11 protein-coding genes are annotated in these 15,590 nt (G+C 68.6%); 2 read left to right on the top strand and 9 right to left on the bottom strand.

All coding sequences use genetic code 11. The annotated features are described in order from the left end of the window. Window positions 1-3: 3 nt before the first annotated feature. The gene (locus tag DCN14_RS00625) at window positions 4-909 is read left to right on the top strand and encodes a LysR family transcriptional regulator (RefSeq protein WP_096500894.1); all 906 of its coding nucleotides are present in this window, start codon (window positions 4-6) and stop codon (window positions 907-909) included. A 71-nt stretch (window positions 910-980) separates the two neighbouring features. Here DCN14_RS00625 and DCN14_RS00630 read toward each other — a convergent pair whose 3' ends face one another. The 4 genes from DCN14_RS00630 to DCN14_RS00645 all read right to left on the bottom strand — a co-directional run bounded on the left by DCN14_RS00630 (window position 981) and on the right by DCN14_RS00645 (window position 7,539). Then, window positions 981-4,022 carry an FAD-binding and (Fe-S)-binding domain-containing protein gene (locus DCN14_RS00630; RefSeq protein ID WP_096500892.1) on the bottom strand — a complete coding sequence of 1,014 codons (3,042 nt, stop codon included), beginning with the start codon at window positions 4,020-4,022 and terminating at the stop codon, window positions 981-983. Window positions 4,023-4,074: 52 nt separating this feature from the next. Continuing rightward, a complete protein-coding gene (locus tag DCN14_RS00635) occupies window positions 4,075-4,839 on the bottom strand; it encodes a 2-keto-4-pentenoate hydratase (protein WP_240327224.1) in 765 nt (254 codons plus the stop codon). A gap of 55 nt (window positions 4,840-4,894) precedes the next feature. Further along, complete coding sequence (locus tag DCN14_RS00640; RefSeq protein ID WP_096500890.1) at window positions 4,895-6,169, bottom strand: MFS transporter; 1,275 nt, start codon at window positions 6,167-6,169, stop codon at window positions 4,895-4,897. Window positions 6,170-6,318: 149 nt separating this feature from the next. Continuing rightward, on the bottom strand, window positions 6,319-7,539 hold the full coding sequence (locus DCN14_RS00645) for an aminotransferase class V-fold PLP-dependent enzyme (RefSeq protein WP_096500888.1): 1,221 nt from the start codon (window positions 7,537-7,539) through the stop codon (window positions 6,319-6,321). Window positions 7,540-7,722: 183 nt separating this feature from the next. On the opposite strand from DCN14_RS00645, the gene DCN14_RS00650 reads away from it, so the two are divergent. Continuing rightward, a complete protein-coding gene (locus DCN14_RS00650; RefSeq protein WP_096500886.1) occupies window positions 7,723-8,427 on the top strand; it encodes a GntR family transcriptional regulator in 705 nt (234 codons plus the stop codon). Between the two features lie 50 nt (window positions 8,428-8,477). Here DCN14_RS00650 and DCN14_RS00655 read toward each other — a convergent pair whose 3' ends face one another. From DCN14_RS00655 to DCN14_RS00675, 5 genes are all read right to left on the bottom strand, one after another. After that, on the bottom strand, window positions 8,478-9,548 hold the full coding sequence (locus tag DCN14_RS00655; protein WP_096500884.1) for a porin: 1,071 nt from the start codon (window positions 9,546-9,548) through the stop codon (window positions 8,478-8,480). A gap of 112 nt (window positions 9,549-9,660) precedes the next feature. Then, window positions 9,661-10,761, bottom strand: coding sequence for a porin (locus DCN14_RS00660; RefSeq protein ID WP_096500882.1), 1,101 nt, complete (start codon window positions 10,759-10,761; stop codon window positions 9,661-9,663). Window positions 10,762-10,926: 165 nt separating this feature from the next. Then, complete coding sequence (locus tag DCN14_RS00665) at window positions 10,927-12,561, bottom strand: aromatic amino acid ammonia-lyase (RefSeq protein ID WP_096500880.1); 1,635 nt, start codon at window positions 12,559-12,561, stop codon at window positions 10,927-10,929. Window positions 12,562-12,578: 17 nt separating this feature from the next. Beyond that, entirely contained in the window at window positions 12,579-13,901 is a 1,323-nt protein-coding gene (locus tag DCN14_RS00670) for an MFS transporter (RefSeq protein ID WP_162826150.1), read from the bottom strand. Window positions 13,902-13,931: 30 nt separating this feature from the next. Then, window positions 13,932-15,581: a urocanate hydratase gene (locus DCN14_RS00675; RefSeq protein WP_096500878.1), complete on the bottom strand. Its 1,650-nt coding sequence runs from the start codon at window positions 15,579-15,581 to the stop codon at window positions 13,932-13,934. Window positions 15,582-15,590 lie beyond the last annotated feature (9 nt).

The following is a 15,590-nucleotide window of genomic DNA, read 5'->3' on the forward strand; positions in this document are numbered from 1 at the left end:
GCGATGCGCCTTTCGAAGATTGATCTGAACCTGTTCGTCGTATTCGAGGCGATCTACAACAAGCGCAACCTGACGCGCGCGGCGGAGGTGCTGAACCTCACGCAGCCGGCCGTCAGCAACGCGCTGGCGCGGCTGCGCAAGACACTGAACGATCCGCTGTTCGTCAGCACGCCGGCCGGGATGATGCCGACGCCGATGGCCGAGAACATCGTCGGCCGCGTGCGCGAGGCGTTGCAGCTGCTCGATTCGAGCGCGCACGAAGGCGACGTGTTCGACCCGGCTTCGTCCGAACGCGTGTTCCGGCTCAGCATGAGCGACCTGACCGAGGCGCTGCTGTTGCCGGCGCTCGGCGAACTGCTGCAGACGCATGCGCCCGGCATGCACGTGCGCAGCTATACGATGGACCGCCGCGAAGTCGCGACCGCGCTCGCCAACGGCTCCGTCGACATCGCGATCGACGCGCCGCTGCTTGCCGATCCACACCTGCACCAGGCGCTGCTCGTGCGCGACCGCTACGCGTGCATGATCCGCGACGACCACCCGTTCAAGGGCGACACGCTGACCCTGGACGACTACCTGTCGATGGGACACATCCACGTGTCGAGCCGCCGCCAGGGCAGCGGACACGTCGATGCGGAACTGACGCGGCTCGGGCTGCGCCGCAACATCCAGATGCGCGTGCAGCACTACATGGTCGCGCCGCTGATCGCGATGCGTGGCGATCTCGCGCTGACGGCGCCGCTGCGGCTGTTGCGGCGCTATCCGGCGCGGATTCTCGAACTGCCGTTCGAGATGCCGGGGCTCGAATACTTCTGCTACTGGCATCGCAGTGCCGATCAGGACCAGGGGAGTCAGTGGCTGCGGGAGCAGTTGATGACGCTGATGGGCGGGATGGGCGAGGTGCAGTGATGCGCCTGCGGCGGCCCGCCGTCACCGGGCCATTGCGCGCCGGGTGGCGTGCCTGAGCGTCGGCGCGGCCGTCAGCCTTGCAGCGCGCGCTGCAGCACGCGTGCCACGTGCACGGCCTGCGTCTGCGCGCCGTCGCGGATCTGGTGCCGGCAACTCGTCCCGTCCGCGACGACGATCGCACCGTTGGCCCGCGCGCGCACGGCCGGCAGCAGCGACAGCTCGGCCATTGCCTGAGACGCATCGTAGTGCTCGGCTTCGTAACCGAAGCTGCCGGCCATCCCGCAGCACGACGATTCGACCGGCGACACCTTCAATCCGGGAATCCAGCGCAGCACGGTCTGCACCGGCGTGAACGCGTCGAATGCCTTCTGATGGCAGTGGCCGTGCACCAGCGCCTCGGCGGTTCCGTCGAGCGCACGCAGCGGCAGCGACAGCCGGCCGGCCGCTTGCTCGCGAACCAGAAACTCCTCGAACAGCAATGCATGACCGGCGAGGCGGGTCGCTTCGTCGCCGTAGCCATACGCGAGAAACTCGTCGCGCATCGACAGCAGGCACGAAGGCTCCAGCCCGACGATCGCCACGCCGCGTTCGAGATACGGCCGCAGCGTATCGAGTGTGCGTTTCGCTTCAGCCTTTGCTTCGTCGACGAGGCCGGCCGCGAGGAACGTGCGGCCGCAGCACAGCGGCCGTTCACCTTGCCGCGCGTTGAAATGCACGGTGTAGCCGGCCGCTTCGAGCACGGCCCGCGCGGCGCGCGCGTTGTCCGGCTCCTGGTAGTTGCTGAACGTATCGACGAAGAGCAGCACTTCGCGGGTGATCGAACCGGCTTGCGGGTCTGGCGCCGGCATCGAAGCCGCACCCGCACCCGCCAGGAACGGCCGCGCAAACGTGGGCAGCGCGCGCTGCGGCGCGAGGCCGATCCACCGCTTCATCACCGGCGCAACGACCGGCATGCCGTTCGCGAACGCGAGCGCGCCGCGCATCCTCGAAGCCCACGGCGCATAACGCGGCAGATACGCGACGAGTCGTTCGCGCAGTGTCGTGCCGTGCGTGCGGTTCCGCGCATGGCGCGCTTCGATCTTGAAACGCGCCATGTCGACGCCGGTCGGGCAATCGCGCTTGCAGCCCTTGCACGACACGCACAGATCGAGCGCGGCCTTCACGTCGTCGCCGGCGAGGCCGTCGGCACCGAGCTGGCCCGTCACCGCAAGCCGCAGCGTATTCGCGCGGCCGCGCGTCACGTGCTGCTCGTCGCGCGTCACGCGATAGCTCGGACACATCGTGCCCGCGTCGAATTTGCGGCAGTGGCCGTTGTTGTTGCACATCTCGACGGCCGACGCGAGCCCGTGCGTGATGTCCGTGCCGCTACCCGGTTCGGTTTCCTCTCCGGTCAGCGGGTTGCGTGTGACGTTCCAGGCCGACCAGTCGAGCGCGGGCTGCAGCGGCAGCGCCGCATAGCCGGGCGCGAAACGGAAGTGCTCGCGCGCATCCATGCGCGGCGGATTGACGATCTTGTCCGGGTTGAAGCGGTTGTCGGGATCGAACAGCCGCTTGATCTCCGCGAACGCGGCGTTCAGGCGCGGGCCGTACTGCCACGCGACCCATTCGCCGCGGCACAGCCCGTCGCCATGCTCGCCCGAATAGGCGCCCTTGTACTCGCGCACCAGCGCGGCCGCTTCGCCGGCGATCTCGCGCATCCGGGTTGCGCCGTCGCGCCGCATGTCGAGGATCGGCCGCACGTGCAGCGTGCCGACGCTCGCATGCGCGTACCACGTGCCTTCGGTTTCATGCTTGTGGAACACCTCGGTCAGGCGGCGCGTGTATTCGGCGAGATGTTCGAGCGGCACCGCGCAATCCTCGATGAACGACACCGGCTTGCCGTCGCCCTTCATGCTCATCATGATGTTCAGCCCGGCCTTGCGCACGTCCCACAGGGCCTTCTGCGCGCCGGCGTCGGTCATCTTCACGACGCTGCCGGGCAGGCCGAGATCGGCCATCAGCTCGGCGAGCCGGTCGAGCTGCGTCAGTTGCGCATCGCGCGATTCGCCCGCGAACTCGACGAGCAGGATCGCCTGGGGCTGCCCGACCAGCGCCCGTTCGATCACGGGCCGGAACGCCGGGTTTTCCATGGATAGCGCGATCATCGTGCGATCGACGAGCTCCACGGCCACCGGCTTCAGCTTCACGATGTGCTGCGCGGCATCCATCGCCTGATAGAAGGTCGGGAAGTTCACGACGCCGAGCGTCTTGTGCGCGGGCAGCGGCGCGAGCTTCAGCGTGATCTGGCGGCTGTAGGCCAGCGTGCCTTCCGAGCCGACGAGCAGGTGCGCGAGATTCGCATGGCCGTCGTCGGTATAGGCGCGCGGGTTCTGACAGTCGAACAGGTCGAGGTTGTAGCCGGCCACGCGGCGCAGCACCTTCGGCACGCGCTCGACGAGCTCGTCGCGCTCGCGCGTCGCGATCCGCTCGACGCCGTGCAGCAGGTCGAGCGTGCGGCGATCGGTGACCGGCTGCGCGAGCGAGCCGAACCGGCAGGCACTGCCGTCGGCGAGGATCGCGTCGATCGCGAGCACGTTGTGCACCATGTTGCCGTACTCGATCGAGCGCGATCCGCACGAGTTGTTGCCGGCCATCCCGCCGATCGTGCATTGCGCGCCGGTCGATACGTCGACCGGAAACCACAGCCCGTGCGGCTTCAGCCACGCGTTCAGGTGATCGAGCACGATGCCGGGCTCGACCGTCACGGTGCGCGCCTGCGCATCGAATTCGACGATCCGGTTCAGCCACTTGCTGTTGTCGACGACGAGCGCCTCGCCGACCGTCTGCCCGCACTGGCTCGTGCCGGCGCCGCGCGCGAGCACCGGAATCTTGCGGTCGCGTGCGATGTCGAGCGCGATCCGCAGGTCGTCCTGGTCGCGCGGCACGACCACGCCGAGCGGCATGATCTGGTAGATCGACGCGTCGGTCGCGTAACGGCCGCGGCTGGCGCGGTCGGCATGGACGTCGCCGCGCAGTTCGGTGCGCAACTGCTCGAACAGCGGCGACAGCGCGGCGCGTTGCGACGGCACGAGATGGACGGGGCGAACCAGCGAAGGCGAGACGGCGGATTTCATGGCGGCGGTCGGTTGTCGGTTGAAGGCGGGTCGTGCAAGGATCGGGCAAGGATCAGGCGAGCGTGACGCTCACGGGCGGCAATCCCGGGATGCAGCCGGCGGCCGTGCCCGCGGCCCGCGGGAAAAACATGCCCGTGTACGAGCCGGTCGTGACGACGGTGCCGGCCGGCAGCGCGATGCCGCGCCGCGACGCGTGATTCACGAGCCACGGCAGCAGGCGGCGCGGATCGCCGGCCGGGTTCGTGCCCGACGCGGCGCCGACGATGTCCTGCCCGTCGAACGCGAACGCCGGGCCGGGCGCGACGAACGGGAAATCGGCGCGGTAGCCGGTCATCTCGCCGAGCACGAGCGCGCCGTGGTTCTGCAGGTCGGCGAGCTGTGCGGCGGGCGCGACGTCCGGCCATTCGCGATAGCGGCTCGCGACGATCTCGATCGCGGCGCCCATCTGCGCGATGCCGTCGAACACTTCGTCGTCGGCATATGCGTCGGCACGCGGCGCGAATGCGCGGCCGAAGCGGAACGCGATTTCCAGTTCGAGCCCGAGCGGCCGGAACGCGCCGCGCGGCAGCGTGACGCCGCTCGCGTGCCGGCAATCGTCGGGCAGCGACGCGCACTGGATCGGTCCGTCGGGCTGTTTCGCGCCGACTTTCCACGCGCCGATCGCGGCGCGGCGTTCGGCGAGGATGTGCGCCTGCACCGCATAGGCCGTGTCGGCGCTGGCGGGGACGAGTTCGGGCGGCAGCGTGGCGAACGCGATGCCGTGTTGCCAGCCGGCGACGAGCCGGGCGGCCAGATCATGGGTAGCGTGTTGGGTCATGGATGACGAGAGGGAAAAGGGGGGCGCCGCGATGCCGGCGGCGCACTGATCGGCATCAGGCCGGCGACCGCTTGGCGGCGGGTTGCTCGGTGCCCGATTCGGTGAAGCGGCTGTCGGGCTGCATGCGGAACGCGAGCAATACGCCCACGCCCATCAGCACCATGCTGCCGATGAACGGCAGCTCCCAGTTGCCGAAGCGGTCGATCACGTAGCCGGAGATCACCGGCGACAGGATCGCGGCGAGCGCGGAGCCGGAGTTCATCATCCCGCTCGCGGTGCCGGAGTGTTCCGGCGCGATGTCCATCGGCACGGCCCACATCGGGCCGATCGTCATCTCGGCGAAGAAGAAGCCGGCCGAGAGGCACGCCATCGATACGTAAAGATGATGCGTGAACAGCAGCGGCAACAGCGACAGCAGCGTGAACAGCATGCAGATCGACACCATCCAGCTGCGCGCGCGCTTGAGGTTGCCGGTGCGCGTCAGGATGCGGTCGGTGACGAGGCCGCCGAGCGTGTCGCCGATCACGCCCGCGAAGAACACCGCCGATGCAAAGATGGCCGATTTCTTCAGGTCGAGGTCGTAGCTGTGCAGGAAGTACTGCGGGATCCAGCTCAGGAACAGCCACAGCGTCCAGCCGTAGCAGAAGTAGACGATCGTGACAGGCATCATCCGGCGGAACAGCGGGCCCCACGGCACCGTCGCGGGCTTCGGCTTCGGCGGCGGCAGCGTGTCGAGCTCGGCCTGCGTGATGCGCGGGTGATCCTTCGGGTGTTCGGTGTAGACGAGCGCCCAGATCGCGACCCACACGATGCTGATCACGCCGCAGATGTAGAACGATTCGCGCCAGCCGTACACGGCCATCACCGCGACGACCGCGGCCGGTGCGACCGCATTGCCGACGCGCGAGAACGCATGCGTGATGCCCTGCGCGAAACCGCGCTTCTCGCGCGGCACCCAGCGCGACATCGCCGAGGTCGCGGCCGGGAACGTCGCGCCTTCGCCGAGCCCGAGCAGCAGCCGTGCGGCGAGCAGCGACATCAGGCCGCCGGCCATCCCGGTGAGCAGCGTCGCGACGGCCCACAGCAACCCGCATGCGAGCAGCGTGCGGCGCGCGCCGAAGCGGTCGCTGACCCAGCCGCCGATGATCTGGAATACGAGGTACGGATACGCGAACGCGGAGAACACGAGGCCGATCTCCGTCCGGTTCAGCCCGAATTCCCGGCTGAACCCGGCGGCGGCCGTGCTCACGTTCACGCGATCGAGGTACGTGATGAAGTACATCACGCACAGCATCACCAGCACGATGCTGGTCGCTCGGAACAGCTTCATGTTGCGTCTCCTTGATGTTGTCTGGCTTGTAGCTGCAACCGCGCCGGCTCTGGGGCCGGTTTGCCGCGGCAGCAGCGCGGCCGCGCATCGTGCGCGGGCCGCAACGGGGAACGGGCGGCGTGCCGACGGCGACGCGCCGGCGCGCGCGATCAGGCCGCCGCGCGCAGTGCGGGCGTGTGGGTGCTCGATGCGATGAAATCCATCGCCGCGACGATGCCGCTGCCGGCGAGCGGCACGCCCGCGAGCGTCAGCCCCATCTCGCAGCCGGCGAGCGTGGCCATCAGCGTGAGGTCGTTGCAGTCGCCGAGATGGCCGATGCGGAACATCTTCCCGCGCATCTTGCCGAGCGCCTGGCCGAGCGACATGTCGAAGCGCTCGTAGATGAGCTTGCGCACCGCGTCCGCGTCGACGCCGTCGGGCATCATCACGCCGGTCAGCACCGGGCTGTAGACGGCCGGGTCCGCGCACTGGATTTCGAGGCCCCATGCACGCACCGCGCGGCGCGTCGCCTCGGCGAGCCGCTGGTGGCGCGCGAACACGTTGTCGAGCCCTTCGCCGAGGATCATGTCGAGCGCTTCGGCGAGCCCGTACAGCAGGTTCGTGTTCGGCGTATACGGCCAGTAGCCGTTCCGGTTCGCTTCGATGATCTCGTGCCAGCCCCAGAACGCGTGCGGCAGCGTCGCGTGCCCGCTCGCCGCGAGCGCCTTCGGCGACACCGCGTTGAAGCTGATGCCCGGCGGCAGCATCAGCCCCTTCTGCGAACCGGACACCGTCACGTCGACGCCCCATTCGTCATGGCGGTAATCGGCCGATGCGAGTCCCGAGATCGTGTCGACCATCAGCAGCGCCGGGTGGCCGGCCGCATCGATCGCGCGGCGCACCGCGGCGATGTCGGACGTGACGCCGGTCGACGTCTCGTTGTGCACCACGCACACGGCCTTGATGACGTGCGCGGTGTCCGCGCGCAGGCGCGCTTCGATCATGTCGGGCTGCACGCCGCGGCGCCAGCCTTCAATGCCCGGCAGGCCGAGGAATTCGGGTTTCAGGCCGAGCGCCTCGGCCATCTTCTTCCACAGCGTCGCGAAATGACCCGTCTCGTACATGAGCACCGTGTCGCCGGCGCTCAGCGTATTGGTCAGCGCGGCTTCCCATGCGCCCGTGCCCGAGGCCGGATAGATGACCACCGGCTGCGTGGTCTTGAAGATCTTCTTGATGCCGGCCAGCACCTTGAGGCCGAGCGCGCCGAATTCGGGGCCACGGTGGTCGATGGTCGGATAGCTCATCGCCCGCAGGATGCGGTCGGGCACCGGGCTCGGCCCCGGAATCTGCAGGAAGTGGCGGCCGGACGGATGGAAGTCGAGATGCAGCATGGCAGTTCTGTCTCCTTGGTTGCATTTTGAATTTTGCATGCAAAATACTTTAGCAGAGCGATCGCCACGAAACCAAGTATTGATTTCGCCGAAGATGCCGGTGTTTACCCGACATTCGCGGTGCGATATTCGGGTCGGGCGAGTTGCAGTAGAATCGCGTGAAGCAAGAAGGAAGGACTTTGCATGCAAGATTTGAACGAACTGGAGCATGCCGGCGGCGCGCCGGCACTGCCGAAACTCGAGCGGCAGCGGTTGCACGACACGGTGGTCGAGCACCTGCGCAAATTCATCGTCGAGGGCGTGCTGACGCCGGGCATGCGGCTGAACGAGCGCGAGCTGTGCGAAACGCTGGGCATCTCGCGCACGCCGTTGCGCGAGGCGTTCAAGGTGCTGGCGGCCGAGGGGTTGCTCGTGCTGTCGCCGAACCGCGGCGCGAGCGTGTACCGGATGAGCGAATCGGAGATCCGCGAGACCTTCGAGCTGATGTCGGGGCTGGAGGCGTTTTCAGGCGAGCTGGCCTGCGAGCGCATCACGCCGGCCGAGCTCGCGGAGATCAAGGCGCTGCATTACTCGATGCTCGCGTGCCGGCTGCAGAACGACCTGCCGGGCTACTACAGCCGCAACCAGGAGATCCACGACCGCATCAACGAGGCGGCGCGCAACTCGGCGCTGCGCGCGACGTATCAATCGATCAATCGCCGGATCATGTCGATGCGGTTCCGCTCGAACCAGCACGTCGAGAAATGGGATCGCGCGGTGCACGATCACGAGGAGATGATCAAGGCGCTGGAGGCGCGCGACGGCAAGGCGCTCGCCGCGATCCTGCGGCGGCATCTGCTGGAGAAGCGCGACGCGGTGTTGCTGCTGCACGGGGCAGCCGACGCGTAGCGGGTGTGCGTCGCATGCGGCCGCCGTCGCGTCGCGCCGGCGTGCGCGGCTCAGAAGGCGGTGCGCAGGCCGAGTCCAGCCGAATCGCCATTCCCGTAACCGCTCGCGCGGTCGCGCATGAACGCGACGTAGACGTCGGTCCGTTTCGACAGCCGGTAGTCGTAGCCGAGCGCCCAGGTCGTGCGTGACGGGCGGTCGCGGCCGTGGCTCTTCGCGGCCATGACCGATGCGAGCACCGTGCCGAAGCCGAGCGGCACCGCCGCGCCGATCTGCCCGCTATGCGTGCCGAGCCCGCCGCCGTCGATCGCGTCGTGCACGTACTGGTAGAACGCGGTGAACTTCACGAACTTCAGGTCGTAGCCGACGCCGGCCAGCACGGCGTCCTGCTGCGTGAAGCCGGCGATGGACGTGGTCAGGTCGCCCGGCGCACGGTCGTACTTCGCCTGCTGGAATGCGAGCGTCGCGCTGAACGCCTGTTGCCGGTCGTACGTGATGCTGCCGCCCCACTGGTTCGCGCCGGCGTGGCCCGGTGCGTTGCCGGTCGCATAGATCAGGCTCGCCTGCAGTGCCTGTGTGCCGGGCGTCGAATACAGGACCGAATTGCTCCAGCCGTTGTCGCCGACGAGGCCTTGCCCCGCCACGCCCTTGTACATCTGGTTCAGCGCCGGCGCAAAACCAAACGACGTCGAGAACGGGTTGAAGCGCACGACGGAGATGTAATACGGCGTCGTGTTGCGCCCCGCGCGCAGCACGCCGTACGGCGTCGCGACGCCGACATACGCGTTGCGCCCGAAGAACGTATCGCCGCCGAAGCGGCCGGCGCCGCCGTTCGATGGCCGCATGAATGCCTCGAGCGCGAACTGCAGCGCATAGCCGTCGCCGAGATCCTCGCGCCCGCCGATGCCCCAGAAGCTCGTCGTGAAGCCCCCCGAATTCATCGCATAGGCGCGTGCGCTGCCGAGGCTGCGTTGCGTGCCGACGTAGACGTCGGCGAGCCCGTACAGCGAGACGGACGACTGGGCCGCCGCATCGTCGGCGATCGCGCAGGCGATCAGCGCCGTGCCGACGGTCGATATCAGGTGCTTGCGCCGGCGGGTATTCCGGTTCGAATGAATAGTCATACTGATCGAATTTTATGAAGGAACGAAATGGAAGGGGCGCCGCCGCGTTGTCGAACGGCGCGTGACGAACGGCGGCGCAGATGCCGCAGCCGGCCGTCAGCCGTCGAAAACGTCAGAACACGTGCCGGATCCCCGCGCGCCCGACCGCCTGCTTCTGGTTGCCGGACGGATTGAAGCCCGCGATCTGCGCGACCGGCGCGTCGCCCGCCGCCTTCTGGAACGCACCCATCACGTAGACGCTCGTGCGCTTGGACAGCGCGTACTCGACGCTCAGGTTGAACTGGTGGTATTTCGGCTCCGCGTTCGTCGCGTGGTCGCGGCCCGTGGTGTACGTATAGCCGGCGCCGATCGTCACCGCGGGCGTCGGCGTGACGAGCGTCGACAGCTCGTAGTTCTGGAATGTCGCGTCATGCCCCGCGCTGCCCTGCTGGAAGTTCGTGTTCGTGAAGTCGGCCAGCAGCTTGAGCCACTGAACGACCTGGTACGACGCGCCGACGCCGAACACCTTCTGCGCACGCGCCGCGTCGAGGTAGTTGCCGTAGATCGCGTTCGTGAAGCCCGGATAGTTCTGGTAGCCCTGCGTCGACACGCCCGGGTTGTTGATGCGCAGATAGCCGATGCCGAAGCCGACCGGCCCCGCCGCGTAGTTCGCGCCGACGCTGAACGTTGCGTTGTCGGAGAAACGGCCGGGCTGCCCGCCGAATGCATAGAGACCGCCGAACGTGATGCCCGCGATCGTCGGGCTGCGGTACTTGACCGCGTTCGAGATCGGGAAGCCGTTGTCGGTGTTGTCCATGTCGTTCGGGTGCGCGAAGTAGTAGCCGCCGACGTTGCCGTTCAGCGTGAACGGCTCGACGTAGTCGACGATCGAGTCCCACTGGCGGCCGAGCGTGAGCGTGCCGAGCTTCGCGTCGTTCAGCCCGACGTAGGCATTGCGCGAGAATGCGAGCCCGCTGCCGAGGCGGCCGGCGTTGAGGTCGAAACCGCTTTCGAGCCGGAAGATCGCGCTCAGGCCGCCGCCGAGATCCTCGGTGCCGCGCACGCCCCAGCGGCTGCCGGCCGTCACGCCCGACGCGAGCTGCACGAGATGCTTGCCTTGCACGTTCGACACGTAGTCGACGCCGTCCTCGACGATGCCGTACAGCGTGACGCTGCTTTGCGCGTGAGCGGTGGCGGCCGCGGCGAGCGGCAGCGCGAACAGGATTCTTTTCATGATGCGGGTCCGTGTAGGGTGGTGGTGAGACGGCGAGCGAGCGGTGCTTCGATCCGGTTGCATACGGGAACGTAGGGACGTGCATGCCGCCGCCGCGATCGGGCGACGATCGCGGCGGCGGGTGCGGCAACTAAACGGTGAAACGCGGGAGGGGCGGTGCGCCGCTCAGTCGCGATACGCGCGCAGCAGCGTATCGGCGGCGCGGAAGTCCGGCGTGAGCGGGCGGTCGCGCTGGAGGAACGCGACCTTCGCGCGCAGTGCGCGATAGAGCGGCTGCGTGGCCGGCGCGAGCGCGAACGACGGCTGCTTGCGCTGGCGCAGGTCGATCGCCTGCGCGGCTTCGATCAGTTCGAGGCCGAGCAGCGTGTAGCTCGCGTCGATCTGCTTCTGCACGCGCTGCACGACGTCGGGCGCGTTCGTCGCGACGTCCTCGATGCCGCCGGCGACCGGCAGGTAGTCGAGCGACACCGGCATCGCGAGCGACTTCACCGTCATCGCGAGCGCGGTCGGCGGCTTCTCCATCGCGCCGAATGCGTGCACGGTCTCGTCGGTGCCGAGGAAGCGCGACAGGCCGGTGAGGTGCGGGTCGTTCAGCTTGACGATGCGCTGCGCGGATGCGAGCGCGTTGTGGCCGAGCGCGAGCCCGAGCTGCTCGAACGCGAGCACCCACGGCAGCGGCTCGAAGTTCGCGCTCGGCAGGACCGCACCGCCGCCGTCGACATAGCCGGCCGCGTCCTGCGCGCGGTTCGACTTCGGCGTGACGCCGACCGCGACGCCCGGGTTGTCGTCGCTCGAATTGAGCTGGATCTGCAGCAGCGCGCGCGCTTCGTCGTAGGTGCGATCCTCTTCGCCGAGCAGATAGACGCCGGAGCGGAAGCTGAGCGGATCCTGCAGCGGCCGGTCCGGATCGCGATTCCACAGGCTGCTGCCCGCGAGCAGCGTGCGCAGCGTCGCGCCCGCGCGCAGCGTGGCCGGGAACGGCCGCAGCGCCAGCGTGTCCTCGCGGAACGGCGACACGTTGCCGTTCAGCCCCTGCAGGCTCAGCGCGAACACGACCTTCGACACGTGCGCGAAACGCGCCATGTCGGTGAGCGCCAGCGCCGCCATGCCGGCCGAATACGCGTTGGAGCTGAGGATCGCGAGCGCGTCCTTGCCGTACGGACGGATCGTCGCGATGCCGGCCGACTTCAGCGCGTCGGCGGCCGAGAGCTTGCGGCCCTGGTAGTACACGTCGCCTTCGCCGAGCATCGCGAGCCCGACGTGGCTCAGGATCGTGATGTCCGCTTCGCCGATCGAGCCGTCCGCCGGCATCGCCGGCGTCACGCCGCGATTGAGGAACTGCGCGTACGCATCGACGATCGCCGGCTGCACGCCGGCCCCGCCGTCGAGCATCGCGTTCAGGCGCGCGGCCATCGCGGCGCGGGCCACGCGCACGCTCATGTCGGGGCCGACGCTGCCCGAGTGGGCATGGATCAGCCCGATGTTGAAGCGCGTCGACGCGTCGATAACCTCCTGGCTCAGCTTGCCGTGCGCATCGACCATTTCGCGATCCTTGTTGAGGCCGACGCCGACCGTCAGCCCGTAGATCTGCTGGCCGGCCGCAGCGGCCTTCAGCAGCACGTCGTGCGCGGCGGCGACCCGCTGGCGGGCAGCCGGCGCGATCGACACGGCTTCGCCGTCGGCGATGCGCGCGATCGATTCGGGGGTGGCGGAGCGGCCGTCGAGCGTGACGTCCGCGAAGGCCGGGACAGCAGTGAAAAGCGCGAGCGCGAGCGCGCTCCGCATGAGGAAGCGTGGCATGAAGCAGTTCTCCGGTTTCAGGCGTGACGTGACGTGGAAGACAGTGCGGCGATCGATACGAGGGCGATGGCGCTGGCGGCCATCACGTACCAGGCAGGCGCGAACGGGTTGCCGGATCGCTGCGTGAGCCACGCGAGAATCGCCGGCGCGAAGCCGCCGAAGATCGTCGTGGCGATGTTGTAGGACAGCGACATGCCGGTTGCGCGCACGCGGGTCGGGAACAGCTCCGACAGGGCGGCGGGCGCGACGCCGGTGAAGATCGCGACCATCACGCAGAACGCGCTTTGCACCGTGACGAGCGCGGCGAGCGTGTGCACGTCGGCGAGCCAGTGCAGCAGCGGATACACCGATACGAGCATCAGCGTGGCGCCGGCCGCGAGCACCCTGCGCCGGCCGAAACGATCCGACCAGCTGCCCGCGCACACGCAGGTGACGGCCATCAGGCAGTTGCCGACCAGCGACGCGATGAACGCTTCGCGTCCGTCGAAATGCAGCGCACGCTGCACGTGCGTCGGCATGTAGATCACCAGCGCATACACGCACACGGCCCACAGCACCGAGAATCCGGTCCCGACGACGAGCGCGCGCGGATAGTCGCGCACGACCTGCAGCAGCGGCGTCTTGTGCTCGGCCGGCGCGTGGGCGGCACGTGCCATCTCCGCGCGGAAATGCGGCGTTTCGTCGAGCGTCTTGCGCAGCCACAGGCCGACCGGCGCGATCGCGAGGCCGAGGATGAACGGAATCCGCCAGCCCCAGTCGCCGATCTGTTCGCGCGACAGCGTGAGCGTCACGGCGGTCGCGACCAGCGCGCCGAGGATGTTCGACGCGGCCATGCTGGCCTGCAGCCACGATGCGTAGCGGCCCTTGCGGTCCGCCGGCGCGTGCTCGATCAGGAACGCCGCGGCGCCGCCGACTTCGCCGCCGGCCGAGAAGCCTTGCAGCAGGCGGCCGCACAGGATCAGCAGCGGCGCGCCGACGCCGATCGCGGTGAACGGCGGCGCGAACGCGATGATGCCCGTGCCGGCCGCCATCACGAGGATGGTCAGCGTCAGCGCGGCCTTGCGGCCCGCGCGATCGCCGTACACGCCGATCGCGAGCGCGCCGAGCGGCCGCGCGATGAAGCCGATCCCGAACGCCATGAAGGCCTCGACCAGCTCGGTGCCCGTGTCGCCGCGATGGAAGAAATTCTGCGCGATGTACACGGCAAAGAACGCGTAGACGGAAAAGTCGTACCACTCCAGCGCGTTGCCGATCGACGCCGCGGCGATCGCGCGCCCGGCACTCGATGCGGGGGGCGACACGGCGTCGGCCGTGTCGAGGGGAACCGCGGTTTGCTTCACTTCGATCTCCTGTCGTCGTGCGGAACGGCCTTACAGCCGGATGTGCGGAATCTGCTTGCGTTGCGCTTCGTCGAGCGCTTCTTCGTAGCCGGCGTCCGCGTAGCGGATCACCCCGAGCGCGGTGTCGTTGGTCATCGACAGCGTCAGCCGTTCGTCCGCCGCCGCGCTGCCGTCGGCGACGACGGTGACGCCCGCGCTCGTCATGTAGCCGCTGTAGCCGCCGCCGCCCGAATGGATCGCGACGAGATCGGCCATCGACGCGCAGTTCATCATCGCGTTCAGCAGCGGCCAGTCGGCCACCGCGTCGGAGCCGTCGCGCAGGTTCTCGGTCATGATGTTCGGGTGCGCCATCGCGCCCGCGTCGAGGTGGTCGCGCGTGAACGCAACCGGCCCGGCCAGCACGCCGTCGCGCACCATCGCGTTGACGGCGAGCGCGAGCCGCGTGCGCTCGCCGTGGCCGAGCCACGCGATGCGCGCGGGCAGGCCTTCGAACGGCACGCATTCGCGCGCTTTCCGGATCCAGTTCGTGACGATCCGGTTGTCCGGAAAATGTTCGAGCAGGTAGTCGTCGATGATGCGGATGTCGTTCGGGTCGTTCGACAGCGCGATCCAGCGGAACGGGCCGATCGCGCGGCAGAACAGCGGGCGCAGGAACGCCTCGGTGAACACCGGGATCTCGAACGCGCGCGCGACGCCGCCGTCCTTCGCATGCGTGCGGATCAGGTTGCCGTTGTCGAACACGATCGCGCCGCGATCCTTGAAGCCGAGCATCGCTTCGACGTGCCGCACGATCGACGCGCGGCTCGCGTCCATCAGCCGCGTTCGGTCGCTGTCGCGCAGCGCGCGCACGTCGTCGAGCGTGTAGCCCGACGGCACGTAGCCGTACACGAGATCGTGCGCGGCCGTCTGGTCGGTGACGATGTCGGGCACGACGCCGCGCGCGAGGATCGCCGGGAACACGTCGGCCGCGTTGCCGAGCAGGCCGACCGAGATCGGCTCGCGCCGCGCTTGCGCGTCGCGGATCAGCGCGAGCGCCTCGTCGAGATCGCGCGCCTGCCGTTCGAGAAAACCGATCTGCAGCCGCTTGTCGATGCGCGTCTGATCGATCTCGACGACGAGCGTCGCCGCATTGGCCATCCGCCCCGCGAGCGGCTGCGCACCGCCCATCCCGCCGAGGCCGGCCGTCAGGATGAAGCGCCCGCGCAGGTCGTTGTCGAAATGGCGCTCGGCGATCCGCGAGAAGATTTCGTAGGTGCCCTGGATCACGCCCTGCGAGCCGATGTACTGCCAGTCGCCGGCCGTGAGCCCGCCCCAGCAGATCAGGTTGCGTCGCTCCAGTTCGTAGAAGTGCTCGGCCTTCGCCCACTGGCCGATCAGGTTGCAGTTCGCCATCACGACGAGCGGCGCGCTCGCATGCGTGCGCAGCAGCGCGACGGGCTTGCCGGACTGGACGACGAGCGTGTGGTCCTCGTCCATCGTCTTCAGCGTGCGCACGATCGCGTCGTGCGACGGCCAGTCGCGCGCCGCGCGCCCGAGCGCCGCATAGACGATCAGTTGATCGGGGTCCTCGCCGACGGCGAGCACGTTTTCAAGCAGCCGCAGCAGCGCTTCCTGGCGCCAGCCCTTGCAGCGCAGCGTGCTGCCGGAGGTGACTTCGAAGGTGCGGGTCGTCTGGTTCATCGTCGTGCC

This window comes from Burkholderia sp. IDO3 (assembly GCF_003366075.1).
Classification (GTDB): Bacteria; Pseudomonadota; Gammaproteobacteria; order Burkholderiales; family Burkholderiaceae; genus Burkholderia; species Burkholderia anthina.

What these genes read in the sequence shown, in the direction of transcription:
- DCN14_RS00625 (WP_096500894.1), top strand. Translation starts at nt 4, where the DNA reads ATGCGCCTTTCGAAGATTGATCTGAACCTGTTCGTCGTATTCGAGGCG.
- DCN14_RS00630 (WP_096500892.1), bottom strand. Translation starts at nt 4,022, where the DNA reads ATGAAATCCGCCGTCTCGCCTTCGCTGGTTCGCCCCGTCCATCTCGTG.
- DCN14_RS00635 (WP_240327224.1), bottom strand. Translation starts at nt 4,839, where the DNA reads ATGACCCAACACGCTACCCATGATCTGGCCGCCCGGCTCGTCGCCGGC.
- DCN14_RS00640 (WP_096500890.1), bottom strand. Translation starts at nt 6,169, where the DNA reads ATGAAGCTGTTCCGAGCGACCAGCATCGTGCTGGTGATGCTGTGCGTG.
- DCN14_RS00645 (WP_096500888.1), bottom strand. Translation starts at nt 7,539, where the DNA reads ATGCTGCATCTCGACTTCCATCCGTCCGGCCGCCACTTCCTGCAGATT.
- DCN14_RS00650 (WP_096500886.1), top strand. Translation starts at nt 7,723, where the DNA reads ATGCAAGATTTGAACGAACTGGAGCATGCCGGCGGCGCGCCGGCACTG.
- DCN14_RS00655 (WP_096500884.1), bottom strand. Translation starts at nt 9,548, where the DNA reads ATGACTATTCATTCGAACCGGAATACCCGCCGGCGCAAGCACCTGATA.
- DCN14_RS00660 (WP_096500882.1), bottom strand. Translation starts at nt 10,761, where the DNA reads ATGAAAAGAATCCTGTTCGCGCTGCCGCTCGCCGCGGCCGCCACCGCT.
- DCN14_RS00665 (WP_096500880.1), bottom strand. Translation starts at nt 12,561, where the DNA reads ATGCCACGCTTCCTCATGCGGAGCGCGCTCGCGCTCGCGCTTTTCACT.
- DCN14_RS00675 (WP_096500878.1), bottom strand. Translation starts at nt 15,581, where the DNA reads ATGAACCAGACGACCCGCACCTTCGAAGTCACCTCCGGCAGCACGCTG.